Source organism: Streptomyces sp. NPDC048484, from assembly GCF_040651415.1.
Lineage (GTDB): Bacteria > Actinomycetota > Actinomycetes > Streptomycetales > Streptomycetaceae > Streptomyces.
Window position 1 is genome coordinate 242,099 of sequence record NZ_JBEZJY010000006.1, and the last position, 18,184, is coordinate 260,282.

Sequence of the window (18,184 nt, forward strand, 5' to 3'; positions counted from 1 at the left end):
GTGCGGACTAATCTCATCGCGAGAACATCGCCATAACCCCGTGACCCGACCCCAACACCCCGGCCTGCCGGGCCCGCGGGACCGACAGCTCTGGAGAACTTCGAGCATGAACCGTAAGACTTTGGTGCTGCCGGCCGTGATCGGTCTGCTCGCGCCGGTCCTCGTTGCCTGTGGGGGTTCCGACAGCGGGAGCGAGGGCGGCGAGGCCATCGTTGTCGGCACCACCGACGCGTTCTCCGCCTCGAAAGAGACCCCGGCGCCGTTCGACCCGGCCTACGCGTACGACGTCGGTTCCTGGAACGTCCTCCGTCAGACGGTCCAGACCCTGATGGCCATGCCCAACGGTGGCGGCGACCCGGCTCCGGAGGCTGCCGAGGAGTGCGGTTTCACCGACTCGGGCAACGAGCGGTACGCCTGCACGCTGCGCAAGGACCTCAAGTTCTCCAACGGGGATCCGGTCACCGCCGAGGACGTGAAGTTCTCCATCGACCGCGCGATGGCGATCAAGGCCGACACCGAGGTCGCCTCGCTGCTGTCGACGGTCGATGCCGTCGAGACCAAGGGTGAGCGCGAGGTCATCTTCCATCTCAACACCGCCGACGCCACCTTCCCGTTCAAGCTCTCCACGCCGGTCGCGGGCATCGTCAACCCCGCCGACTACAAGAAGAACAAGCTGCGCAACGGCGTCGAAGTGAGCAGCTCCGGCCCGTACACCCTCAAGGCCGAGACCGACGGCGACGACGTCAAAAAGATCGTTTTCACCAAGAACCCCAACTACCAGGGGATCTCGGAAATAAAGAACGAGAAGGTCGAACTGCGGTCGTTCGCCGACGCCGACGCCATGGGTGCCGCGCTCAACAAGGGCGACGTCGACATGCTGACCCGCACCATGTCGCCCGAGCAGATCAAGAAGCTGCAGAACGCCGAGGACAGCGACATCGACGTGATCGAGCAGCCCGGTCTGGAGATCCGCTACATCGGCTTCGACACCGAGGCCCCGTCGCTGAAGGACAAGGCGGTCCGCCAGGCGGTCGCCCACGTCGTCGACCGCGGTGCGCTGACCTCCAAGGTGTACGGCTCCGGCGCCGACCCGCTGTACTCGATGGTCCCGGCCACGGTCACCGGCCACGCCAACTCGTTCTTCAACAAGTACGGCGAGCCGAGCGTCGCCAAGGCCAAGGCACTGCTCGACGGGGCCAACGTCACGACGCCGGTGAAGTTCACGATGCACTACACGACGGACCACTACGGCTCCGCCACCAAGACCGAGTTCGAGACGCTGCAGAAGCAGCTCAACGACACCGGGCTCTTCGACGTCGACATCAAGGGCGAGAAGTGGGACACCTACCGTCCCAAGCAGAGTGAGGGCAAGTTCGCGGTCTTCGGCATGGGCTGGTTCCCCGACTTCCCGGACGCCGAGACCTTCCTCACGCCGTTCCTCGACAAGGACAACACCATCGCGTCGACGTACGTGAACAGCCGCATCCGTAACACCCTGATCCCGGATTCCCGTCGCGAGGCCGACCGGCTCACGGCCTCGAAGAGCATCACCGAGATCCAGTCCATCGTCGCCGATGACGTTCCGCTCCTGCCGATGTGGCAGGGTAAGCAGTACGTCGCCGTACGGGACGACATCACCGGCGCCGAGTACGCGGTCAACTCGTCGGCGACGCTGCAGCTGTGGGAGCTGAGCCGGGGAGTGGGCAGCGACAGCTGACGTTCACGGCGAAAGCCCCTGAACGGACCGAGAACGACGACAAGGCACGTGCACGTGAACATGCGAACCAAGTTGCCGGTCCTGCCCGCCGTGGCAGGACTGGCCGCCGGTCTGCTCACCGGATGCGGCTCGGAGACGGGCACCGCCGACGGAAGTGGCACCGACATCGTCATGGGAATGACCGACGACGTCCTCGCCACCGACCCGGCCTCCGGTTACGACCCGGGCTCCTGGCTGCTGTTCAACAACGTCTTCCAGTCGTTGCTCAGCTTCCCCAAGGGAGGCACCGAACCCGAGCCGGAGGCAGCCAGGGAATGCGCCTTCACGGACACGGCGGCCAAGGTCTACGAGTGCACCCTGCGCGACGGACTGCGGTTCAGCAACGGTGACGACCTGACCTCGAAGGACGTCAAGTTCTCCTTCGACCGCATGAGGCGGATCGACGACGCCGCGGGGCCCGCGATCATGTTCCCCATGCTGGACGAGGTGGAGACCCCGAGCGACAAGAAGGTCGTCTTCAAGCTCAAGGTCTCCGACGCCACCTTCCCGAGCAAGATCGCCTCCGGCGCCGGTTCGATCGTCAACCGCCGCGCGTACTCCGCCGACGGGCTGCGCGAGGACGGCAAGGCCGTCGGCTCGGGCCCGTACAAGCTGGATTCGTTCGGCAAGGACGAGGCCGTCTTCTCGGTCAACGAGAACTACCGGGGCAACGCCGAGACACAGAACTCCGGTGTGACCCTCAAGTTCTTCCACGGCGACCGCTCGGGCCTGAAGAAGGCCGTCGTCGACAACAAGGTCGACGTCGCATACCGGGGTCTCGCCGCCGAGGACATCGCGGAGATCGAGGCGGACACCACCGGCGACCAGGACATCGAGGTCGTCGAGGGCTCCAGCGCCGAGGTGCAGCACCTGGTGTTCAACCTGGGGGACCCGGTGGCGGGCAGGCCGGGCGTCCGCAGGGCCATCGCCCAGCTGCTGGACCGCGACGCCCTCATCGACGAGGTCTACGAGAACACGGCGACCCCGCTCTACTCGGTCATCCCGGCCGGCATCACCGGCCACAACACGGCCTTCTTCAACACCTACGGCTCCAGCCCCTCGCGCGCCGAGGCCCGGGCCGCGCTGGCCGCCGACGGCATCACCGACAAGGTGAAGCTGACCCTCTGGTCGACACCGACCCGCTACGGGCCGTCCACGGACCAGGAGTTCAAGGCGATAGCCGGACAACTCAACGCCAGCGGCCTGTTCGACGCGACCGTGAAGTCCGTCCCCTACGACCGGTACGAGAAGGACATCGCGGCGGGCAAGTACGGCGTGTACGTGAAGGGCTGGGTGCCGGACTACCCCGACCCGGACAACTTCACGGCCCCGTTCTTCGGCAAGGGCAACGTCCTGGACAACAACTACGCGAACTCCACGGTCACCGAACAGCTCATCCCCGAGACCGCCGCACAGAGCGACCGCTCGTCGACCGGCCAGCGGTACGGCGAACTCCAGGACATCGTCGCCGAGCAGGCCCCGGTCGTCCCGATCTGGCAGGCCAAGCAGTACGCGGTCGTCCGCGACAACGTCTACGGCCTGGAGAACTGCCTCGACGCGTCCACGGTGTTCCGCTTCTGGGAGATCAGCAAGAACTGACCGCCCGAACGCGGATCCCGTCCGCGCATCGCAGGCATCCAGGCAAATGGCCGCCCCCCTTCGAAGGGGGGCGGCCATTTCTCTTGCCGCTCTCTTGCCGCGTCCGCCGCGGGGCGCACCGGACCGCTCTCCCTCACTGCGCTCCGGGACGCACCAGACCGCTCTCGTACGCGTACACCGCGGCCTGCACACGGTCCCGCAGCCCCAGCTTGGTGAGGACGTGGCCCACATGTGTCTTGACCGTGGTCTCGCTGACGAACAGGTCGGCGGCCACCTCGGCGTTCGACAGCCCACGGGCCACCAGCTTCAGGACCTCGACCTCGCGCTCCGTGAGCGTGTGCAGGGTGTCCGGCACCGGCTCGTCACCCGACGGCAGATGGCTCGCGTACTTGTCGAGCAGCCGACGGGTGATGCTGGGCGCCAGCATGGCCTCACCCGCGGCCACCACCCGGATCGCCTGCACCAACTCGTTGGCCGGCGCGTCCTTCAGGAGAAAACCGCTGGCGCCGGCACGCAGGCCCTCCACCACATACTCGTCGAGGTCGAAAGTCGTCAGAACCAGCACCTTCGCCGGACCGTCCCGGCCGGGGCCCGTGATCTGCCGGGTCGCCTCGACTCCGTCCATCCTCGGCATACGGATGTCCATCAGAACCACATCGGGCTGCAGGGCACGTACCTGATCGAGTGCCTGAAGACCGTCACCGGCCTCGCCCACGACCGCGATGTCCTGCTCGGCCTCCAGAATCATCCGGAAGCCGGTGCGCAGCAGCGGCTGGTCGTCGACCAGTAGGACGCGGATCGCCACGTAAGTCTCCTTCGCTAGTCCGGCCCCATTCTGCCCTGCGCGAGCCACCCGGCCCGCCGCCGGGGCACTGTGTCCGCCCGCCTCGGACGCAGGTTCTCAGGCACCGCCGGAGCCGGGCACCCCCACCGGGAGCGGATACGGCGGGGGAGTGCCGCCGAATTCCGGACAGACCGCCTGGTGGTCGCACCAGCCGCAGAGCTTGGTGGGCCGCGGACGCCAGTCACCGGTCTCCGTGGCGAGCCGGATCGCCTCCCACAGGGAGTGCAGCTTGCGCTCCACCCGCTCCAGATCGGCCGGCTCCGGGTCGTACGTGAGCACGTCGCCGCTGCCCAGATAGACGAGCTGGAGACGGCGCGGCACGACCTGTTTCAGCCGCCACACCACCAGAGCGTAGAACTTCATCTGGAACAGGGCACCCTCCGCGTACTCCGGACGCGGGGCCTTGCCCGTCTTGTAGTCGACGATGCGGACCTCACCCGTGGGCGCCACGTCGACGCGGTCGATGATGCCCCGCAGCTTCAGGCCCGAGTCGAGCTGCGCCTCCACGAAGAGCTCACGCTCGGCCGGTTCGAGACGGGTCGGATCCTCCAGGGTGAACCAGCGCTCGACCAGCCGCTCGGCCTCGGCGAGCCAGCGCGCCAGCTTCTCGCCCGCGGCCTGCTCGTCGGAGTCCGCGAACAGCTCGGCCAGCTCCGGTTTCGCCTCCCGCAGCCGGTCCCACTGGCCGGGAATCAGCGACTTCGCACGCGGTGCCGTCCGCTCGGAGGCCGGGGAGTCGAACAGCCGCTCCAGGACCGCGTGCACCAGCGTCCCCCGAGTCGCCGCCTCGCTCGGCTTCTCGGGCAACTTGTCGATCACCCGGAACCGGTACAGCAACGGACACTGCATGAAGTCCCCCGCACGCGAGGGCGACAGCGAAGCCGGAGGCACGGCACCCGCGACGCGACCGGACGAGCCGCCCGGGACACCGGAACCCACCGAGTCGCCCACCGGCCCGGCAGGCCGCGGCACCGTGACTCCGGCCGGCTCGGCCGAGGAGACCACGGGCAGCGCGGCCGCGGCATCGGACCGCTGAGCCGCGTCGTCCGCCGGTACGGCATCGGGGCCTGGCTGGACGACGCCGTCGCTGCTGGTTTCCATGACGACAGACTTTACGGCTCGCCACTGACACCGCGGCACACGGTGACGTGCGCGCCGCACGCCCGCACCGGAAACGGAGGGGGTGCCGGGGCCGAACACACCACGACGGACGCATACCATCGAGCAGAAGACCTCTCGCATGCGTGATCGCGAGCGGGACACGCGTCGAACGAGGGGACATCGTGGACGAGAGCGGCGGGAGCGGGCAGCCGCGATCCGGCACGGACGAGGCCGACGAGCGCCGCACGGGACAGCCGCGACCCGGCGACCCCGCGACCACGACGGCCCGGCCCCCCTCCGGCCAGGAAACGCACCACGCCGGCGCCCCGGCGGAACAGGCGGACCCGACCCGTCCCGAGCCGACGGAAGACACGACGGCGGAACGTCTCCAGAAGCGCCCCCGAACCGAGCACACCCCGGCGGACGACCAGGCCGGTGCAGAGCCGACGCCCACGCCGCCGGCCGGCCCCGGCCACCACCCGACCCCGCCCCCGGCGGACGCACGCGCCGACGGCCACGCACCCCCGCAGCCGCACGACACCGACCGGACCGAGGCCCACACCCCCCACGCCCCCGCCCCCGAGCCCGGCCGCAAGAAGGGCAGGAAGGGCCCCGCCCCCCGGCGGGGCAAGGAACCAGGCGGCGGCCTCCTCATGGGGCGCCCCTTCGGCGTACCGGTGTACGTGGCCCCCAGCTGGTTCCTCGTCGCCGCCCTCATCACCTGGGTCTTCGGCGGCCAGCTCGAACGTGTCCTGCCCGAACTGGGCATGACCCGCTACCTCGTCTCGCTCTTCTTCGCCGTCGCGTTCTACGCCTCCGTACTCGTCCACGAACTGGCGCACACGGTCGCGGCCCTGCGCTTCAAGCTGCCCGTGCGCCGTATCCAGCTCCAGTTCTTCGGCGGAGTCTCCGAGATCGAGAAGGAGTCCGAGACACCCGGACGCGAATTCGTCCTCGCCTTCGTCGGCCCACTGCTCTCACTGATCCTCAGCGGCCTCTTCTACCTCGCCCTGCAGGCGGTCGAACCGGGTACCGTCCCCGGCGTCCTCCTGGCCGGCCTGATGATCTCGAACCTGATCGTCGCCGCGTTCAACCTGCTCCCCGGCCTGCCCCTCGACGGCGGCCGCATGCTCCGCGCCGTCGTCTGGAAGATCACCGGCAGGCCGATGAGCGGCACCATCGCCGCCGCCTGGGTCGGCCGCGCCCTCGCGATCTCCGTACTCATCGGACTGCCCCTGCTCACCCACTCCGGAGCTCTCGGCACGGACGCCGAGGACATCAGCGGCATGGACACCGTCATGGACGCCCTGCTCGCCGCGATCCTCGCCGCGATCATCTGGACCGGCGCCGGAAACAGCCTCCGCATGGCCCGCCTGCGCGAACACCTGCCCGACCTGAGAGCCCGCGCCCTCACCCGGCGCGCCGTCCCCGTCGAGACCGCCACCCCGCTCTCCGAAGCACTGCGCCGGGCCAACGAGGCCGGCGCCCGCGCCCTGGTCGTGGTGGACGCCGACGGCGACCCCCTCTCACTCGTCCGCGAAGCAGCCATCGTGGGCGTACCGGAACACCGCCGCCCCTGGGTCGCCGTCAGCGGACTCGCCCAGGACCTGACGGACGGCATGCGCGTCTCCGCCGAACTGGCCGGCGAGGACCTCCTGGAATTCCTGCGCGCCACCCCGGCGACCGAGTACCTCGTGGTGGAGGAGTCCGGCGAGATCTACGGAGTCCTCTCAGCGGCAGACGTGGAACGGGCCTTCGTCAAGGCCATGGCCCGCCCCTCCTGAGCCCCGAAAGGGCCGCGGGAAACCGCGCGCTCAGCCACGAAGCACCCCCGGCCCGCCACGCTCCCGAGCACCCCGACACCGTGGTCGGCGCCCCCCACAAACGCCGGTAGGCTGGCTCACATGTCCGAACCGACCGGTGCCGCCCGCCGACGCGGGCCCTTCAAGGTCGGGGACCAGGTACAGCTGACCGACCCCAAGGGCCGCCACTACACGTTCACGCTCGAAGCGGGGAAGAACTTCCACACCCACAAGGGTTCCTTCCCGCACGACGAGCTGATCGGCGCTCCCGAGGGCAGCGTTGTCCGTACCACGGGGAACGTCGCCTATCTGGCACTGCGCCCCCTGCTCCCCGACTTCGTCCTGTCCATGCCCCGCGGCGCCGCCGTGGTCTACCCCAAGGACGCGGGGCAGATCCTGGCCTTCGCCGACATCTTCCCCGGCGCACGCGTCGTCGAGGCCGGCGTCGGCTCCGGCTCGCTCAGCACCTTCCTGCTCCGCGCCGTCGGCGACCAGGGCATGCTGCACTCCTACGAGCGCCGCGAGGACTTCGCCGAGATCGCCCAGCAGAACGTGGAGCGCTACTTCGGCAGCCCCCACCCCGCCTGGCAGCTCACCGTCGGCGACCTCCAGGACAACCTGTCGGACACCGAGGTCGACCGCGTCGTCCTCGACATGCTCGCCCCCTGGGAGTGCCTGGAAGCCGTCTCCAAGGCGCTCGTCCCCGGCGGCATCGTCTGCTGCTACGTGGCGACCACCACCCAGCTCGCCCGGACCGTCGAGTCCATCCGCGAGATCGGCTGCTTCGCCGAGCCGACCGCCTGGGAGTCGATGGTCCGCAACTGGCACATCGAGGGTCTGGCGGTCCGTCCCGACCACCGGATGATCGGCCACACCGGCTTCCTGCTCACCGCCCGCCGTCTCGCGGACGGCGTCGAGCCGCCCATGCGCCGCCGCCGCCCCTCCAAGGGCGCGTACGGCGACGACTACACCGGACCGAACGCCGACGGGGGCGCCGCCGGCCGCTGAAGCGGCCCCGTGCCGCACACAACGCGCAACCACCGTGGCCGAGTTCCCGAGAACCCCTCGGGAACTCGGCCACAGCGCTTTTCCCTTGACGAGCCACCAGTACCCCCGACCCCACCGTTCCCTCGCGGTGTGACGTGTGGCACCATGCTGGCCACCCCACCGGCACAGCCCTCGCAGGAGACACTTCCTAGTGCAGCAATCCGCCGTCCCGGAACTGGCTCACACCCACACCCGCCCGATCCACTGGGTCGCCACGGCAACAGCGCTCGCCGCGGTCGTCGCGGCCTCCGCCTTCCTCCAGCCCGAAGCGGCGACGGCCGTCCAGCACGGCCCGGAGGCGAAAAGCGCCCCAGCGGCCGCGACACCCCCCGACCCGGCCCGCGCCGACTTCCCCCTCGACTGCGGTCCCGCGAAAGTCATCATCCAGAAAAAGGCCTCCGGCGACCTCGACGGCGACGGCCGCCCCGAGACGGTCACCGTGGTCCGCTGCGACGCCGGCTCCGGCACCCCACCGAGCGGCGTCTACGTCCTCACCACACCGGAGGGCTCTTCGAAGCCCCGGGTCGTGGCCACCCTCGTCGACCCGAAGGACCGGCTGTCCGTGGAGGAACTCACACTCCGCGACGCCACGATCACCGCCACCCTGCTCGGCTACTCCTCGCCCGACGTACCGAGTTGCTGCCCCGACGTCGACGAAGACGCCAAGTGGCAGTGGAAGAACGGCTCATTCATGCGCTCGACACCGCCTGCGGCCCAGGGCATGTGAGAAAAAAGACAACCATACAAAAACGGGCACCCCGTGACACGGGGCGCCAGCACGGTCACTCCGCGTCGGGACCGTAGACCTCGACGCTGTCCGACACGCGACGTACATGAATGCAGTCGCCCGGACACTCCTTCGCGGAGTCGGCCACGTCACGCAGAATCGTCAGAGGTACGGGCGTTGTCGCGCCCGGAGTCTGCAGAAGCTCGTCGCCGGAGCCCTTCACATACGCCAGACCGTCGATGTCCAGTTCGAAGACCTCAGGTGCGTACTGCGCACAGATCCCATCGCCGGTGCACAGATCCTGGTCGATCCAGACCTCAAGCGCCTCGTCGCCGACTCCGGCCTCCTGCTGCACGGTCATTTCTCCTGCCGTTTCCTGCGCAGAGCGACCCGAAGACGGGGAATCGGGCCAGCTCTGACGGGTGTTGAACACTTCGACCCTACCTCCGTCGGCCTACCAATCATGTTGAGTGGGTATTCCACTGGCGTGAGGGAGAGCGCAAGGGTGAAGATCGGACACACCCCGACCGTCTTTATGATCTAGGGGTTTCAATCGACACCCACCCAGGTAGGGTCTGGAAGCGTCCAGCTCCCCTTGGAGGAGGTGAGGACCGTGGCAGCCCACGACGACGACATGAACCGCGGCATCCGCCCGGGACGAGGGTCCGACGACCCGTCCGGGCAGATTGCCTACCTTGAGCAGGAGATCGCCGTCCTGCGACGCAAGCTCGCCGACTCTCCGCGACACACGAGGATTCTCGAAGAGCGGATCGTCGAGCTGCAGACAAACCTGGCCGGCGTGTCCGCACAGAACGAGCGGCTCGCGGGCACCCTCCGAGAGGCCCGCGACCAGATCGTGGCACTCAAGGAGGAAGTCGACCGGCTCGCGCAGCCGCCGGCCGGCTTCGGTGTATTCCTCGCGGCGAGCGAGGACGGCACCGCCGACATCTTCACCGGGGGCCGCAAGCTCCGGGTGAACGTCAGCCCCAGCGTCGAACTCGAAGAGCTCCGGCGCGGCCAGGAACTGATGCTCAACGAAGCCCTCAACGTGGTCGAGGCCATGGAGTACGAGAGCGTCGGCGACATCGTCACCCTCAAAGAGATCCTCGAGGACGGCGAGCGCGCCCTCGTGCAGGGGCACACCGACGAGGAACGGGTGGTGCGACTCGCCGAACCACTGCTGGACGTAGTCATCCGTCCCGGCGACGCCCTGCTGCTCGAACCCCGCTCCGGCTACGTCTACGAAGTCGTGCCAAAGAGCGAGGTGGAGGAACTCGTCCTCGAAGAGGTGCCGGACATCGGCTACGAGCAGATCGGCGGTCTGGGCGGCCAGATCGAAATGATCCGCGACGCGGTCGAGCTCCCGTACCTGTACCCCGACCTGTTCAAGGAGCACGAGCTGCGCCCGCCCAAGGGCGTGCTGCTGTACGGGCCCCCCGGATGCGGCAAGACACTCATCGCCAAGGCCGTCGCCAACTCACTGGCCAAGAAGGTCGCCGAAGTGACCGGACAGGCCACCGGCAAGAGCTTCTTCCTCAACATCAAGGGCCCCGAACTCCTCAACAAATACGTCGGTGAGACCGAGCGGCAGATCCGCCTCGTCTTCCAGCGCGCCCGTGAGAAGGCCAGCGAGGGCACCCCCGTCATCGTCTTCTTCGACGAGATGGAATCCCTCTTCCGCACCCGTGGATCAGGCGTCAGCTCGGACGTGGAGAACACCATCGTCCCGCAGCTGCTCGCCGAGATCGACGGCGTGGAGGGCCTGCAGAACGTGGTGGTCATCGGCGCCTCGAACCGTGAAGACATGATCGACCCCGCGATCCTGCGCCCCGGCCGACTCGACGTGAAGATCAAGATCGAGCGTCCGGACGCCGAAGCGGCCAAGGACATCTTCGCCAAGTACCTCACCGAGCGCCTCCCGCTGCACCCCGACGACGTCGGAGAGCACGGAGGCAACAGGAGCACCACGGTCCAGAGCATGATCCAGGCTGCCGTCGAGCACATGTACACCGAGTCCGAGGAAAACCGCTTCCTCGAGGTCACATACGCCAACGGCGACAAGGAAGTCCTGTACTTCAAGGACTTCAACTCCGGCGCCATGATCGAGAACATCGTCGGCCGCGCCAAGAAGATGGCAATCAAGGACTTCCTCGAACACAGCCAGAAGGGTCTGCGAGTCGCCCACCTGCTCCAGGCCTGCGTGGACGAGTTCAAGGAGAACGAGGACCTGCCCAACACCACCAACCCGGACGACTGGGCCCGAATCTCCGGAAAGAAGGGCGAACGGATCGTTTACATCCGTACGCTCATCACCGGAAAACAGGGCGCGGACACCGGACGCTCCATCGACACGGTGGCCAACACCGGTCAGTACCTGTAAAAGACAGGGTGGCTGCGGGTGCCCTCACCGGGTACCCGCAGCCAACTGTTTTCCAGGGCACAGCTGGAGCTGAGCAATGACGCAAATGATCTCCCCACCAGTGCAAAGGCGCTCTAGGCTCTTCGGTACCGCCGATTCGCGCAGTGCGGGGACGGGCACCGCACACGCACCGGAGCGCCAGCGGTACTTGAGCGGCGTCCCCGACCGAGGACGCCGCCGGGCAAGGAGGGCCGCATGACCGTACGGCGAGTAATGGGCATCGAGACGGAGTACGGGATCTCCGTCCCCGGCCACCCCAACGCCAATGCCATGCTCACCTCGTCCCAGATCGTCAACGCCTACGCGGCGGCGATGCACCGGGCCCGGCGGGCCCGCTGGGACTTCGAGGAGGAGAACCCGCTGCGGGACGCGCGGGGCTTCGACCTCGCCCGCGAAGCCGCCGACTCCAGCCAGCTCACCGACGAGGACATCGGCCTGGCCAATGTCATCCTCACCAACGGTGCACGACTGTACGTCGACCACGCACACCCGGAGTACAGCTCTCCCGAGGTGACCAACCCGCTCGACGCCGTCCTGTGGGACAAAGCCGGCGAGCGCATCATGGCGGAGGCCGCCGAGCGCGCGGCCCAGCTCCCGGGCGCCCAGCCGATCCACCTCTACAAGAACAACACCGACAACAAGGGCGCCTCCTACGGCACGCACGAGAACTACCTGATGAAGCGGGAAACCCCCTTCTCGGACATCGTGCGCCACCTCACGCCGTTCTTCGTCTCACGCCAGGTCGTCACCGGAGCGGGCCGCGTCGGTATCGGCCAGGACGGACACGAGCACGGCTTCCAGCTCAGCCAGCGCGCCGACTACTTCGAGGTCGAGGTGGGCCTGGAGACCACCCTCAAGCGCCCCATCATCAACACGCGTGACGAGCCGCACGCGGACGCCGAGAAATACCGCCGCCTGCACGTGATCATCGGCGACGCGAACCTCTCCGAGATCTCGACCTACCTGAAGCTCGGCACCACCGCCCTCGTCCTGTCCATGATCGAGGACGGCTTCATCGCCGTCGACCTCGCCGTGGACCAGCCGGTACGCACCCTGCACCAGGTCTCGCACGACCCCGGCCTCAAGCACCTGATCACGCTCCGCAGCGGCCGGAAACTCACCGCGGTACAGCTCCAGATGGAGTACTACGAACTGGCGCGCAAGTACGTCGAGGAGCGCTTCGGAGCCGACGCGGACGACCAGACCAGGGACGTACTGGCACGGTGGGAGGACGTCCTGGGCCGCCTGGAGACCGACCCCATGAGCCTGGCGGGCGAACTGGACTGGGTGGCCAAGCGGGAGCTCATGGAGGGCTACCGGCGCCGCGACAACCTCGAATGGGACGCCGCCCGACTGCATCTGGTCGACCTCCAGTACGCCGACGTACGCGCCGACAAGGGGCTCTACAACCGTCTGGTGGCCCGCGGCAGGATCAAGCGGCTGCTGGACGAGACGGACGTGGAGCGGGCCGAGACCAAGCCTCCTGAGGACACCCGGGCGTACTTCCGCGGGCGCTGCCTGGAGCAGTACGCGGACGACGTCGCGGCGGCTTCCTGGGACTCGGTGATCTTCGACCTGCCGGGCCGGGACTCGCTCCAGCGCGTCCCAACCCTGGAGCCGCTTCGCGGAACGCGTAATCACGTGAAGGAGCTCCTTGACCGCTGTCGCACGGCGGAAGACCTGGTCAAGGTCCTGTCGGGCCACTGAAACGGCCAGCGGGCCGATTCGGTCCGATCGGGCCCGGCAGGGTGGAAGAGCCGCCGTCCGGGAATCATCGAGGTGGTTCCCGGACGTTGTGGCAACTGCGGGGCCGATGTCGGACCCTGCTTGTAGGGTCTGATCAAGAACGTCGAAACCGAGCGGGGTGAGGGTTATGGCGACCAAGGACACCGGCGGCGGACAGCAGAAGGCGACGCGCGAGACCGAGGAGGTCGAGGAAGCGCCCGAGGTACAGGCATCCGAAGACCTCAAGGAACGCCAGGAGAAGCTGAGCGACGACGTCGACTCGGTTCTGGACGAAATCGATGACGTACTCGAGGAGAACGCCGAGGATTTCGTGAGGTCCTTTGTTCAGAAGGGTGGAGAGTGATTTTGCCTACGATTCGTAGGTGAAATTGAGGGATGCTCGAAGTGAGTGAGGTGGAGTCGAGGCGCTGTTCGCGGTGTAAGCAGTGTTTGCCGCGAGGGGCCTTCGCTGGCAACAAATCCATGACCGACGGTCTTCAGGCGTACTGCCGGGAGTGCTCCGCTGAGTACTACCGGCAACGTCAGGGTGCCAAGGGGAAAAAGGTCCGGGAGAAGGTTCCGGTTCCGCCAGGACACAAGCGCTGCCCGCAGTGCGAAGAGGTGAGGCCGCACTCCGAATGGGAGCGCAACAAGTCCTCGTCGGACGGATGGGCGAGCTACTGCCGACCGTGCCGGGCCGAACGGAACCGGATCAGTTACTTCCAGCGCAAGTACGGCCTCACACCAGCAGAGTTGGACGCGATGGTTGCGGAGCAACAGGGAATCTGCTGCATCTGCCTTTCTGCCCCTGCCGGGCATGTGGATCACGACCACGAGACGGGTAGGGTCCGAGGCGTACTGTGCTTCAGCTGCAATGCCGCGCTGGGGCAGTTCAAGGATCGGCCCGACGTCCTAAGGCGGGCTGCGACGTATGTGGAAGGAAACGCGTGGAAGCCAACACTCGTAGCACCGGGCGTCTACCGGCTGCCTTCCTGACGCCCGGGTCCTCGTCCTTCATGGACTTCCTGTCGGACCATCAGCCGCGCATGCTCCCCGGCAACCGGCAGTTGCCGCCCACTCAGGGAGTGATCGAGGCCCCGCACGGCACGACCATCGTCGCCGTCACCTTCGCCGGCGGCGTCGTGCTCGCCGGTGACCGGCGGGCCACGATGGGGAACGTCATCGCGCAGCGGGACATCGAGAAGGTGTTCCCGGCTGACGAGTACTCGGCCGTCGGTATCGCCGGTACGGCAGGCCTGGCCGTCGAGATGGTGAAGCTGTTCCAGCTGGAGCTGGAGCACTTCGAGAAGGTGGAGGGCACCACGCTCTCCCTGGAGGGCAAGGCGAACCGCCTCTCCACGATGATCCGTTCCAACCTCGGCATGGCCATGCAGGGCCTTGCCGTGGTCCCGCTCTTCGCCGGGTTCGATGTCGACCGGGACAGGGGCCGCATCTTCTCCTACGACGTGACGGGCGGCCGCTCCGAGGAGCACGGCTTCGCGGCCACCGGCTCCGGTTCGCTCTTCGCCCGCGGGGCCATGAAGAAGCTGTACCACAAGGAACTGACCGAAGAGGATGCCACCACGCTCGTCGTGCAGGCGTTGTACGACGCGGCAGACGACGACTCGGCGACCGGTGGTCCCGATGTCGCCCGCCGGATCTACCCGATCGTCACCGTGATCACCGGGGACGGCTTCCGCCGAGTCACGGACCAGGAGTCCTCCGAGATCGCGCGCGCGATCCTGGAGCGGCGCCTGGAGCAGCCCGACGGTCCGCGCGCCGCGCTGCTCTGACAGCGGCCCGCTTTTCCAGGTGATCCAGTGACTTCCACAGAAAGGGACGGATAGCCGGTGTCGACGCCGTTCTATGTATCACCCCAGCAGGCCATGGCCGACCGGGCGGAATATGCCCGCAAGGGCATCGCCCGTGGTCGCAGCCTCGTTGTGCTGCAGTTCGCCGACGGCATCGTGTTCGTCGGCGAGAATCCGTCCCGTGCGCTGCACAAGTTCAGCGAGATCTATGACCGGATCGGCTTCGCCGCCGCCGGCAAGTACAACGAGTACGAGAACCTCAGGATCGGCGGTGTGCGGTACGCCGACATGAGGGGTTACACCTACGACCGTGCCGACGTGACCGCCCGTGGTCTCGCCAACGTCTATGCCCAGACGCTGGGCACGATCTTCTCGTCCGCGGCCGAGAAGCCGTACGAGGTGGAGTTGGTCGTCGCAGAGGTGGGGGAGACCCCCGAGGGTGACCAGATCTACCGGCTTCCGCACGACGGGTCGATCGTGGATGAGCACGGTTCGGTCGCGGTCGGCGGTAACGCCGAGACGATCAGCACGTATCTCGACCAGCAGCACGAGGACGGGATGTCGCTGGCCGAGGCGTTGAAGCTGGCTGTTCAGGCTCTGTCGCGCGACACGAACGGCAGTGAGCGGGAGATTCCCGCGGAGCGGCTGGAGGTCGCGGTGCTGGACCGGACGCGCCCGCAGCAGCGGAAGTTCAAGCGGATTGTCGGGCGGCAGCTCGATCGGTTGTTGGAGGAGGGCGGGGCGTCCACCGCGGCGGAAGCCGAAGAAGCCGAAGAGGCTGAAAACGAGGAGTGACCTCCTCGATCTCCTTGCCTTGTGTGTGCCCCCGGCCCTTGCAGGCCGGGGGCACACGGCGTTCAGGGTGCTTCCGACGGCGTTCAGGGGCCTTCAGGGGGTGCCTGGTGGGGCCGTGGAGCCTCGGATCACCAGGCACACCGGGATGTCGTCGCGGGCGGGGGTGCGGGCGTCCAGGACGGCCAGGAGGGCTTTCATGCCGCGTTCGCCGAAGAGTTCGGCGTCGAGGCGGACCGTGGTGAGTTCCGGGTCGAGGGCGGTGGCGAGGGCGAGGTCGTCGAGGCCGGTGACGGAGAGGTCGTCGGGGATGCGCAGGCCCAGTCGGCGGGCCGCCTTGTAGGCGCCGGCGGCCAGTTTGTCGTCGTCGCAGACGAGTGCCGTGGGGCGGGGCCCGGGGGCGGAGAGGGCGGTTTCCGCGGCGGCCAGGGCGCCGTCGATGGAGAGCGGTGCGGTGGCGGTACGCAGTTCGGTGCCGGGGGCCGCGGTGAGGCGTTCGGCGAGTTCGCGGGCGCGTACCTCGAAGGTCCAGGACGGGATGTCGGCCGCGAGGTGCAGGAAGCGGCGGTGTCCCAGGGACAGCAGGTGCTCGGCGATCTGTCGGACGCCGTCGCGGATGTCGAGGTTGACGGTCGCCGCGCCGGTGCTGCCCGCCGGGTCGCTGTCGAGCATGACCAGGGGCAGTTTGTCGCCGCGGATGGCCGTGAGGGCGTCGGCGGCCATGGAGGAGGCGATGACGCCGTCCAGGGCGGCCGGTGCGGAGGCGAACGGGTCCCGGGCCGGGCCGATGCCTTCGGGGGAGGGGTAGAGCACCACGCCGAATCCGTGTTCGGCGGCCACTCGGGCCGCGCCGGTGTACACACCGGCGAAGAACTCCGTGGTGAGGGCGGGTACCACCAGGAGGACGGTGCGGGTGCTGCCCAGGCGGAGGTTGCGGGCCGCGAGGTTGGGCCGGTAGCCGAGTTCCCGTGCGGCCTGCCGTACGCGTTCCGCCGTGGGTTCGGAGACGCGGCCGCGCCATTTGTCGCCGAGCACGAGGGAGACGGCCGCCTGGGACACTCCCGCGGCCCGGGCGACGTCGCGGCTCGTGGGGCGGGGGCTGCCTGCTGCCACCGGCGACCTGTCTTTCTGCTGGACTCGCGGACTGCGCACATGGTACGTATGACGAACGACGTTATACGTAACACTTCCCACGCTGCGGGCGCCGGACTTCCGACACCTGCGACACCGGAGGGGAAATCCGGACGAGAGATCCGGACGGGAAACCACGGGCAGCGTGGAGGCGGAGAGGGGCAGGACATGGCCGCGGGGTACCTGGAGATCCTCCGGACGAGACACGCCGCACGGCTGCTCGCGGGCACCCTGGTGGGCCGGCTGCCGAACGCCGCGGGCGCCATCGCCGTCGTGCTCTTCGTCCGCGCGGAAGGCGGCAGCTACAGCCTCGCCGGGGCGCTCACCGCGGTCTACGGGGTGTCCAACGCCGTGGGGCAGCCGCTGCTCGGCCGTCTCGTGGACCTCTACGGGCAGCCGCGGATCCAGTTGCCCGCCGCGCTCGTCTCCGCCCTGGGCGTGACCGTGTTCGCCCTCGCCGGCATGGGGTCGCTCCCGCTCGCGTACGTCCTCATCGCGATCGCCGGATTCTTCACGCCGCCCCTGGAGGGCGGTCTGCGGGCCCTGTGGCCCGCCGTACTCCACAAGGAGGGCCAGGTGCATACGGCGTATGCGATGGACGCCGTGGCGCAGGAAGTCATGTTCACCGTCGGGCCGTTGCTGGTGACGCTGTGCGTGTCCCTGTGGTCCGCCCAGGCCGCGCTGATCGTCCTCAACGTCATCGGTGTCCTGGGCGCGCTCTCCGTGGTCGTCTCAAGGCCCTCGCGCGCGTGGCGTTCGGCGCCCCGCGAGGCGCACTGGCTCGGTGCGTTGCGCTCGCCCGGGCTCATCGCGCTGCTCGGCGCGTTCCTTTTTGTCGGTATGGGGCTCGGCTCGATCACGGTCGCGGGGGTGTCGTACGCGGACGGCCACGGCGGCGACGCGACGTACGGCTGGCTGATGGCGGCGCTCGGGTTCGGCGCGCTCGTCGGTGGCACGGTCTACGGGGCGCGGCGGTGGAGTGGCGCGCCGGAGCGGCGACTGCGGGTGCTGGTGGCCCTGCTGGCGGTGTGTTACCTGCCGCTGACGCTCATGCCCGGTGCGGTCGGCATGACGGCGTTGAGTGCCCTGGCGGGCGTCTTCCTGGCGCCCTGTCTCGCCTGCGCGTTCATCATCGTCGACCGGCACGCGCCGAGGGGCACGGTCACCGAGGCGTTCTCCTGGTTCGTGACGACGTTCACCGTGGGGGCGTCGGTCGGAACGGGCCTCACGGGACCGGTCGTCGAGTGGGGCGGAGCCGTGCGGGGTTTCGCCGTACCGGGGGTGGCCGGGGGCGCCGCGCTGTTGGTTCTGCTGGCCACGGGGCGGGTCCTCGCAGCTACGGGCAGCAGTGCGGTGGTTGAGGCAGGTTCGGAAAATGATCGAAACGTAGCGGCCGAACCCCGTTTCAGCACAGGCCATCAGGCGTAATG

16 protein-coding genes are annotated in these 18,184 nt (G+C 68.3%); 12 read left to right on the forward strand and 4 right to left on the reverse strand.

The window, feature by feature from the left end; translation table 11 throughout:
- Positions 1–106: 106 nt before the first annotated feature.
- Both AB0D14_RS08610 and AB0D14_RS08615 read left to right on the forward strand, forming a co-directional pair.
- Entirely contained in the window at positions 107–1,717 is a 1,611-nt protein-coding gene (locus tag AB0D14_RS08610; protein ID WP_362776127.1) for an ABC transporter substrate-binding protein, read from the forward strand.
- Positions 1,718–1,771: 54 nt separating this feature from the next.
- Positions 1,772–3,355 (forward strand): ABC transporter substrate-binding protein, encoded by a 1,584-nt coding sequence (locus tag AB0D14_RS08615; protein ID WP_362776128.1) that lies wholly within the window; start codon positions 1,772–1,774, stop codon positions 3,353–3,355.
- A 133-nt stretch (positions 3,356–3,488) separates the two neighbouring features.
- Here the strand turns inward: AB0D14_RS08615 and AB0D14_RS08620 are convergent, their stop codons facing one another.
- Positions 3,489–4,160 carry a response regulator transcription factor gene (locus AB0D14_RS08620; protein ID WP_362776129.1) on the reverse strand — a complete coding sequence of 224 codons (672 nt, stop codon included), beginning with the start codon at positions 4,158–4,160 and terminating at the stop codon, positions 3,489–3,491.
- 96 nt (positions 4,161–4,256) lie between these two features.
- Entirely contained in the window at positions 4,257–5,300 is a 1,044-nt protein-coding gene (locus AB0D14_RS08625; RefSeq protein WP_362776131.1) for a PD-(D/E)XK nuclease family protein, read from the reverse strand.
- Positions 5,301–5,482: 182 nt separating this feature from the next.
- Here AB0D14_RS08625 and AB0D14_RS08630 point away from each other — a divergent pair, with 182 nt between their 5' ends.
- The 3 genes from AB0D14_RS08630 (at position 5,483) to AB0D14_RS08640 (ending at position 8,876) form a co-directional block, all read left to right on the forward strand.
- Positions 5,483–7,084, forward strand: coding sequence for a site-2 protease family protein (locus AB0D14_RS08630; protein WP_362776133.1), 1,602 nt, complete (start codon positions 5,483–5,485; stop codon positions 7,082–7,084).
- A 120-nt stretch (positions 7,085–7,204) separates the two neighbouring features.
- On the forward strand, positions 7,205–8,110 hold the full coding sequence (locus AB0D14_RS08635; RefSeq protein WP_362776134.1) for a tRNA (adenine-N1)-methyltransferase: 906 nt from the start codon (positions 7,205–7,207) through the stop codon (positions 8,108–8,110).
- Between the two features lie 190 nt (positions 8,111–8,300).
- Positions 8,301–8,876, forward strand: coding sequence for a hypothetical protein (locus AB0D14_RS08640; protein WP_362776136.1), 576 nt, complete (start codon positions 8,301–8,303; stop codon positions 8,874–8,876).
- A gap of 55 nt (positions 8,877–8,931) precedes the next feature.
- Here the strand turns inward: AB0D14_RS08640 and AB0D14_RS08645 are convergent, their stop codons facing one another.
- Complete coding sequence (locus AB0D14_RS08645; protein ID WP_362776138.1) at positions 8,932–9,237, reverse strand: ferredoxin; 306 nt, start codon at positions 9,235–9,237, stop codon at positions 8,932–8,934.
- Positions 9,238–9,489: 252 nt separating this feature from the next.
- Here AB0D14_RS08645 and arc point away from each other — a divergent pair, with 252 nt between their 5' ends.
- The 6 genes from arc (at position 9,490) to prcA (ending at position 15,626) form a co-directional block, all read left to right on the forward strand.
- Positions 9,490–11,256 carry a proteasome ATPase gene (arc, locus tag AB0D14_RS08650; protein WP_362776140.1) on the forward strand — a complete coding sequence of 589 codons (1,767 nt, stop codon included), beginning with the start codon at positions 9,490–9,492 and terminating at the stop codon, positions 11,254–11,256.
- Positions 11,257–11,490: 234 nt separating this feature from the next.
- Positions 11,491–13,002, forward strand: coding sequence for a depupylase/deamidase Dop (gene dop / locus AB0D14_RS08655; RefSeq protein WP_362776141.1), 1,512 nt, complete (start codon positions 11,491–11,493; stop codon positions 13,000–13,002).
- Positions 13,003–13,168: 166 nt separating this feature from the next.
- The gene (locus AB0D14_RS08660) at positions 13,169–13,384 is read left to right on the forward strand and encodes a ubiquitin-like protein Pup (RefSeq protein ID WP_362776143.1); all 216 of its coding nucleotides are present in this window, start codon (positions 13,169–13,171) and stop codon (positions 13,382–13,384) included.
- Positions 13,385–13,503: 119 nt separating this feature from the next.
- Positions 13,504–14,016 carry an endonuclease VII domain-containing protein gene (locus AB0D14_RS08665; RefSeq protein WP_362776145.1) on the forward strand — a complete coding sequence of 171 codons (513 nt, stop codon included), beginning with the start codon at positions 13,504–13,506 and terminating at the stop codon, positions 14,014–14,016.
- On the forward strand, positions 13,968–14,813 hold the full coding sequence (gene prcB / locus AB0D14_RS08670; RefSeq protein ID WP_362776147.1) for a proteasome subunit beta: 846 nt from the start codon (positions 13,968–13,970) through the stop codon (positions 14,811–14,813). Before AB0D14_RS08665 ends, prcB begins: the two co-directional genes overlap by 49 nt.
- Before the next feature lie 57 nt (positions 14,814–14,870).
- Positions 14,871–15,626 carry a proteasome subunit alpha gene (gene prcA / locus AB0D14_RS08675; protein ID WP_362776149.1) on the forward strand — a complete coding sequence of 252 codons (756 nt, stop codon included), beginning with the start codon at positions 14,871–14,873 and terminating at the stop codon, positions 15,624–15,626.
- 93 nt (positions 15,627–15,719) lie between these two features.
- On the opposite strand, the gene AB0D14_RS08680 is transcribed toward prcA, so the two are convergent.
- Positions 15,720–16,736 (reverse strand): LacI family DNA-binding transcriptional regulator, encoded by a 1,017-nt coding sequence (locus AB0D14_RS08680; protein ID WP_362776150.1) that lies wholly within the window; start codon positions 16,734–16,736, stop codon positions 15,720–15,722.
- A 186-nt stretch (positions 16,737–16,922) separates the two neighbouring features.
- Between AB0D14_RS08680 and AB0D14_RS08685 the strand changes: the two genes are divergently transcribed.
- The gene (locus AB0D14_RS08685) at positions 16,923–18,182 is read left to right on the forward strand and encodes an MFS transporter (RefSeq protein ID WP_362776152.1); all 1,260 of its coding nucleotides are present in this window, start codon (positions 16,923–16,925) and stop codon (positions 18,180–18,182) included.
- The last annotated feature ends 2 nt before the right edge of the window (positions 18,183–18,184 follow it).

Coding starts and splice junctions, on each gene's coding strand:
- AB0D14_RS08635 (WP_362776134.1), top strand. CDS start 7,205: ATGTCCGAACCGACCGGTGCCGCCCGCCGACGCGGGCCCTTCAAGGTC.
- dop (WP_362776141.1), top strand. CDS start 11,491: ATGACCGTACGGCGAGTAATGGGCATCGAGACGGAGTACGGGATCTCC.
- AB0D14_RS08685 (WP_362776152.1), top strand. CDS start 16,923: ATGGCCGCGGGGTACCTGGAGATCCTCCGGACGAGACACGCCGCACGG.
- AB0D14_RS08625 (WP_362776131.1), bottom strand. CDS start 5,300: ATGGAAACCAGCAGCGACGGCGTCGTCCAGCCAGGCCCCGATGCCGTA.
- AB0D14_RS08660 (WP_362776143.1), top strand. CDS start 13,169: ATGGCGACCAAGGACACCGGCGGCGGACAGCAGAAGGCGACGCGCGAG.
- AB0D14_RS08645 (WP_362776138.1), bottom strand. CDS start 9,237: ATGACCGTGCAGCAGGAGGCCGGAGTCGGCGACGAGGCGCTTGAGGTC.
- AB0D14_RS08665 (WP_362776145.1), top strand. CDS start 13,504: ATGACCGACGGTCTTCAGGCGTACTGCCGGGAGTGCTCCGCTGAGTAC.
- AB0D14_RS08610 (WP_362776127.1), top strand. CDS start 107: ATGAACCGTAAGACTTTGGTGCTGCCGGCCGTGATCGGTCTGCTCGCG.